Origin of the sequence: Clostridium sp. (genome assembly GCF_016650035.1) — a bacterium.
GTDB lineage: Bacteria > Bacillota > Clostridia > Clostridiales > Clostridiaceae > Clostridium_AD.
In genome coordinates, this window is record NZ_JAENWM010000137.1 from 1 (window position 1) to 6,567 (window position 6,567).

General features: G+C 30.6%; 7 protein-coding genes. 2 read left to right on the plus strand and 5 right to left on the minus strand.

What is annotated here, in order from left to right; all coding sequences use genetic code 11:
* From JJD95_RS19195 to JJD95_RS19215, 5 genes are all read right to left on the minus strand, one after another.
* On the minus strand, positions 1-441 hold a 441-nt coding region (locus JJD95_RS19195), incomplete at its 3' end, for a beta-ketoacyl synthase N-terminal-like domain-containing protein (RefSeq protein ID WP_291644968.1).
* Between the two features lie 113 nt (positions 442-554).
* Entirely contained in the window at positions 555-2,189 is a 1,635-nt protein-coding gene (locus JJD95_RS19200; RefSeq protein WP_291644970.1) for a hypothetical protein, read from the minus strand.
* Positions 2,190-2,223: 34 nt separating this feature from the next.
* On the minus strand, positions 2,224-3,132 hold the full coding sequence (locus JJD95_RS19205) for a HAMP domain-containing sensor histidine kinase (RefSeq protein ID WP_291644972.1): 909 nt from the start codon (positions 3,130-3,132) through the stop codon (positions 2,224-2,226).
* Positions 3,133-3,221: 89 nt separating this feature from the next.
* Positions 3,222-3,872 carry a pyrophosphatase PpaX gene (gene ppaX / locus JJD95_RS19210; protein ID WP_291644974.1) on the minus strand — a complete coding sequence of 217 codons (651 nt, stop codon included), beginning with the start codon at positions 3,870-3,872 and terminating at the stop codon, positions 3,222-3,224.
* A gap of 280 nt (positions 3,873-4,152) precedes the next feature.
* Positions 4,153-4,485, minus strand: coding sequence for a carboxymuconolactone decarboxylase family protein (locus tag JJD95_RS19215; RefSeq protein ID WP_291644976.1), 333 nt, complete (start codon positions 4,483-4,485; stop codon positions 4,153-4,155).
* A 212-nt stretch (positions 4,486-4,697) separates the two neighbouring features.
* Between JJD95_RS19215 and JJD95_RS19220 the strand changes: the two genes are divergently transcribed.
* Positions 4,698-5,189, plus strand: a complete 492-nt coding sequence (locus JJD95_RS19220; protein ID WP_291644978.1) for an RNA polymerase sigma factor — start codon at positions 4,698-4,700, stop codon at positions 5,187-5,189.
* Positions 5,182-6,336, plus strand: coding sequence for an anti sigma factor C-terminal domain-containing protein (locus JJD95_RS19225; RefSeq protein ID WP_291644980.1), 1,155 nt, complete (start codon positions 5,182-5,184; stop codon positions 6,334-6,336). The genes JJD95_RS19220 and JJD95_RS19225 overlap by 8 nt, the downstream gene beginning before the upstream one ends.
* Positions 6,337-6,567: the final 231 nt, after the last annotated feature.

Below are 6,567 nucleotides of genomic sequence, written 5' to 3' on the forward strand. Positions count from 1 at the left end.
AGAATCTTTAATCATAGTATCAACTATTTTACCATCTCCCATTTTTGCACCCCATCTATTGTTTGGAAGTGCATATGGAGCATTACTCATATTTTCAGTTCCACCTGCTAAAATAATGTCTGCATCTCCACACATTATAAACTGTGCTGCCATGCTTACAGATCTTAGTCCTGACCCACATACTTTATTTATTGTAACAGCTGAAGATTCTTCAGACATACCCGCATATAATGAAATTTGTCTTGCAACATTTTGTCCAAGTCCTGCTTGTATTACATTGCCAATAATAGCTTCCTCTACTAGCTCTGGTTTAATACCTGCCCTTTTTATAGCCTCTTTAGCTGCAATGGTACCTATCTCTACAGCTGATAATTTTGATAATGTTCCACCAAATGTTCCTATTGCTGTTCTTACCGCGCTTACTATTACTACTTCTCTCATATTCAATTCCTCCATTTATTTATTTTAAAACGGGTTCGTTAATATTGTAACAAACTTTTGCATAAAAAAAAGGGTATTTTTAGAAATACACCCATTTATAGTTTATATCCTAATTATGTAATTATTTTATCTAACTCTTCAAGAAACCAAACTAATTCATTCTCATTATTAATAGAATCATATCTAATATTGTTCTCATTTCCCTTAGAATAATATTGTTTCACCTGAACAAATGAATTAAAACATTGAAGCATATTATTATAATTTGTACATTTTCTTCTAAATTCCTTAGGAACACTCATTACTATATTTTTAACCTGCCTACAGGCAAGAACATAATAAGTTATAGTTTTCTCATAGTTTTTTTCTTTAAAATAATACTCTCCCAAACTACTGCAAATCTTTAGCTGGAGTTTACTATTTTGTATTTCCACTGCTAACTCCAGAGCAGTATTTAGCAATTGTTGTTTTTCTTTATTATTACATTTTAAAGCTTCTACATACTTTTGCTTCAACACAATATCTTTTTTTTCAGGGATCCTATCCTTATATTCATCTGCTAATTCAAATGCTAATTCACCATAACCTAGGTCCACAAGTTCTAAAGTAGCATCATATACTATATCTAAGATAACCTGAGGATTTTTATATTTTGATAATATATAAGTAATTCCCTCTAGACAACCTAATATATCTGTTTTGTTCTTAGCCCCTTTAAGTTTAACAAATTCATACACAATTCCTGTATTCCATTTGATTATTGACTCCTCATTATCTACCATATCCAAAGCCTTTTTAATACTAATTTCTGCTTTCTTAATTTCACCAAATTCTAGGAATAGACTTGCAGCGGATTTATAGTACCAAGGTAACATTTCTCCCTGGTTGGGATAAGCCTTAAGCTCTTTACTGGCTAAACTATAATAATCATAAGCCTTTACATAATTATTAAGTTTCAATTCTATGCTACTTAAAATTATATATGAATTAAATACCATATATTCCAATTTAGCACTCTCTGCTTTTTTAAAAGCCAATTTGCAAAATAAAAGTGCTTTTTCATATCTTAAAAATTTAAAATATGTTTCTCCAATATTAAAATAAGCAAACACATTAAATTCTATGTAATTACTATCTTCACTCCTATCTTTCAATCTAAAAAAATACTCTAGAGCCTTTTCATTATCTTGTACTTTATCTGCATAGACTGCACCAATGTTATTTAAGATTGCCAAAATCCCCTTTAAATAATTGGCTTTTTCAAAACACTCTAAGGATTGCCTAAGTAAATCTAAATGCTCATCAACACTAGTTAATTCAGAGTACAGCTTTGCTATCGAATTTAATATTCTTCCTTTATAAATGATATGTTCTTCTTTGCAAAACTTTAAGGCTTCATTCGCTATTTCTCTAGCTTTATAGTATTCATTTTTTATGTAATATACATTAATCAAATATAGGTTAATATCTAGTTTCCCTTTAACATAATCTAGATTCTTAAGAATCTCTTGAACTATTTCTGCATATTTTATGCTAGCCTCTATTTCCCCTTTGTAAAAATAACCCTCTGTTATTTTTACTAATGCATCCACTTGATATTTTTTATCTTCTAAAAAAACAGCTATATCATAAGCATTATTAAAATTTTTAAGACTACTTTCAATATCTCCTTTTTTTCGTTGTATATCACCTAGCTCTATTAGGAAATTAAATTTTTCATTATCAACATCTTCTAATTTATCATTCATTCCCTCACGCCCTTAATCTTACACATTTTTTCTATTATATATCTGAGAATTCAACCTTTATCCTTTCAAGTCTACTATCTTCATGTTGCCAGTATAGCTTGGTCTGTAGTTCCTCATTTATTGTTCTTATCGGTAATTCAACAATAAACTCTGAGCCCTTATTGTATTCACTTTTTACAGTTATAGTGCCTTCATGCATTTCTACAAGTGATTTAACTAGTGAAAGTCCTATGCCACTTCCCTCTCTATTTCTAGTAAAAGATTTGTCCACCATCCTAAACCTTTGAAAAATCAACTCTAGTTTATCCCGCTCGATTCCTATTCCATCATCTTTAACAGAAATATACACTAAATTATTTCGAATTCCAACCTCTACTTTTATATTACCCTTTTCATCAGTGAATTTAAGTGCATTTGATAGAAGATTCAATAGTATTCTTTCTATTTTATCTGCATCAAAAGCCATAACTTGTTCTTTAATTTTCTTTTCAAATATTATATGTACGGATTTTATTTTTGCATATGTATCTATAGATTGAATCACCCCATCTATAACCTCAACAATATTATAGTTATGAAATTCAACATAACTATAATCAGAATCTATCTTTGTTAAATCAATAATATTATTGATAAGTCTAAGTAACCTAAGTGAATTCACCTTCATAGTTTTAAGATATTTGTTGAGCTTAAGCTGTGGATCTATTATGTTTCCATTTGAGGTATATAGCTCTAACAGTTGTATAGCACCCATAATTATGTTTAATGGAGTTTTAAACTCATGGGAAACATTAGCAAAAAAATCAGTCTTAAGTTTATCATACTGCAGGGTTTCTTCTTTTTCTTTGAATTCTCTAACTATATTTTCAAGCTCTATATTTTTCTCAGTTAATTCTATATTTTTAGACCTTAGTTCTTTGCATCTAATACTTGCTTTGCTCATAGTAAACCCCTCTTACAATAAATAATATATATATATATTGTTTATTCGACACACTTTACTAAACTCCTCTACAAATTAGTAGACAATTCCTATATCCCATTTAATTTTTCAACTAGTGCTACAAATTCTTCCATGCTTTCCACAACATAATCGGGCTCATGCTTAAGAATCATATCCATAGGCAGTGCACTCCACCCCACAACTACAGATATAATCCCTGCATTTTTCCCACATAAAACATCAAACGGACTATCTCCCACAAAAATAGTCTCCTCTGGTTTCCCACCCAATTCTTTCAAAGCCATAAATGCTGGGGTAGGATCTGGTTTATGTATTTCTGTATCATCGGCGCCTATAATAACATCGAAATAATCCATTAATCCGAAATGGTTTAATCCCCTAATGGCCGAGTCATTTAAACGGGAGGTTACTACTCCAAGCTTATAACCTTGCTTATGAAGTTTTATTACGCCTTCTTTTACTCCACTATGAATTGAAATCAGCTTTTCAAATTTTCCAATTTGAAAATTACGATAGGTTTTAATAGCTTCTTTACTATCCTCACCAAATTCTCTATCTAATGTAATTGTTAAAATTTCTCCGAAAGTTTTAATAATTTTCTCTTTATCCACTTGTTTATTTAAGTGCTTTTGATAAGTATGTTGAAAAGATTGTATAATCAATTCATTTGTATCTAACAAAGTTCCATCCAAATCAAACAAAATATTTCGAATTGTCATAAATATACCCCCTTGGCTTGTGTATATAAAATCCATATGTATAAAATATATATTACTAGGAATATATAAATCATTAATTAACCATTTCAATATTATATTATATCTTATACTATTGTATCATCTTTTATATTTTTAAACATCATTTCGTTAAATTGTCACCTGTTATGCTGCAGTATTAGCAACCTAGGTAATAAGCACAAAAAACTGTACTGGAATTTTCCAATACAGTTAAAGGTGACAGGCACTTGTAAATATCTGTTAGAAGAGAATGGAAATCTTTTTATTTTAGAATATGTCTTAGTATAAGTAACCCTTCCATCATTTTGGGAAACCCACATGTTGGTGCCACGAGAAGTATTGCATGTTCTATTTCTTCCTTTGTGCATCCACTTTTTAAAGCTTTTAAAATATGCGTTCTTAAGGCGTATTCATATTGATTGCTTACAGACAGGGCTATTTTAATAAGCCATCGGGTTTTCTCATCTATTGGACCACCTTTTTCATGTACTAGCTTTCCAAAATGCTCATAGGCATCATAAATTTCGCTATGATTTTCAACCAAGTATTTAAGATTCTCTTCTATTACATCTAGATTATCAAAATAATTATCCATTTTATCTCCACCTTACGTTTTAATATCATTAAAATAGTATATCCAAAAGTTATGATAATAAACCTTATAGAGCTACAATTTATCTGATGTCCAGCCCATTTTACTTTCTTGTACCTTTAATTTGTTATATAATATTCTTATAAAGTATCGCGATATTTTGCAATCTTAATCGTATATATAATGATGATAGTTAAAGAGATGGAGGTGACGGTTTGGAAGATGACATATTTGTTAAAATCTATAACAAGTATTTGCCATATGTATATAGATACCTTTATGGACTTACATATAATCATCAGACTGCAGAGGATTTGACCCAAGAATCATTTATTAAGGCCTTATGCGTTCTTCAATTTCCCAGTGAAAGTATTAAATCCTGGCTGTTAACCGTTGCTCATAACCTTTACGTTGATTATGTAAAAAAAAACAGAAGATTGGATTTTAGGAAGGATAGTTTCCTTAATCAAATTAAGGTGCAGGATTTCACTGAAGGACTAATGATAAATGAAAGTACCAGTTCAGCTTTTCTATTAATTAGACAACTTCCAGAAAACCAGCGACAGGCAGTCCTCTTATGCCTAGTAGATGAACTTCCATATAAACAAGCAGGAGAAATTTTAGGCATCAGTGTCTCTGCTGTGACTAATTTGATTTACAGGGCCAGAAAAACTCTTAGAGTCTTAAGGAGGAATAATAATGAATAATGAGTTTCAGGAAAAACTACAGCTATATAAAGAAGGCAAATTAAGCCAAAATGAAATGACAGAAATAGAATGTGAGATAGATAAATTCTCTGCATTGACGGATTATCTGGGCGACGATGATAAAGCATTTTTAGAAGAGCTTGCGCAACAGATGCCACAAGATCATTACGAAGAAAATAAACCTGCTAAGCTTTTAAAGCGCAAAGTTAATTTAAGGATCATTTTGATGAGCGCAATTTCAGTTTGTTCTGTTTTAATAGTCATTATGTTTTTGTATTTTACAACATCAAAAATTGTGACGTCATTATTTGCACTAGATTATAAAGAAGCATACGTAAAGAGATCAACAATAACTCAATTAGTGCAGATGTTTAATCCCCAATATGAGTTCCATGGAAGTAGCGGTGATCTGTCACCTTTTGCACAACAAAATATTCATGTGTACCTTGATAACACTGTTGGAAATGCGCTAATAAAGGAAACTGAGATAAAAGTCAAATTTAGTTTTGGAAGGCCTGTCAGATCAGAAGCAGCATTTGATTTTTCATTGCAACCAATGGAGTCCTCTTCTTTGTTAAATACCGATGACTCTAACCCTAACCCCATACCAGATTTTACAATTCTAGAAAAAGCTCCTCAAGGGACAAAGGCAAAAATACTTATTAGGTTCAATAAAGCTTTAACCCCCCAGCAGCTAAAAGTGCATTTTATAAATCAAATAAGTACTGAAGATACTACACCTTTAAAGTTTACACCTTTGGCAGCAATGGATTCAGATTATATCTTAGCAAATCCTTCATATTATAGTTTTACACCCGTTTATCCATATGGTAATGACAATTATTATAAACAGTCCGAGAGTAGATTATTAAAGCAAACTCAATATGATAACATGGATGATAAGGCCCACAGTGAGTCTTTTATTAGCAATCTCAATCTTATAAAGAGCAATAAAAGGCTACTGCAGGTAATGTATTATGAAGATATGTTCGAAAATACAAACATAGATGATACAATTAAACAAGTTGAAATTAATGGCGTCAAATATGTGGGTATGTATATTTCTGCAGACAGCAAAGAACTATTAAAACTTAAAGGTAATTCACTTATTTACGGGATACAGGTGGAGAGCATAGTTGTATGGTAAAATAATTCTGATAGTCTAGCCTTATATATAAAAATCAAATTAGCAGCTTCACCTAATGAAACTGCTAATTCTAAATACGAACCATCTACTACCTCCTTGTATAATCTAATTATAAGTTTAATAAGAAACCGCCTCTAAATAATACGAATGATTTCTTACTTATCTTTATTAATGTTAATGTTTATTTTTATTCATTTCTAAATTTAATATTTATACTTATCTTTGTTTTTG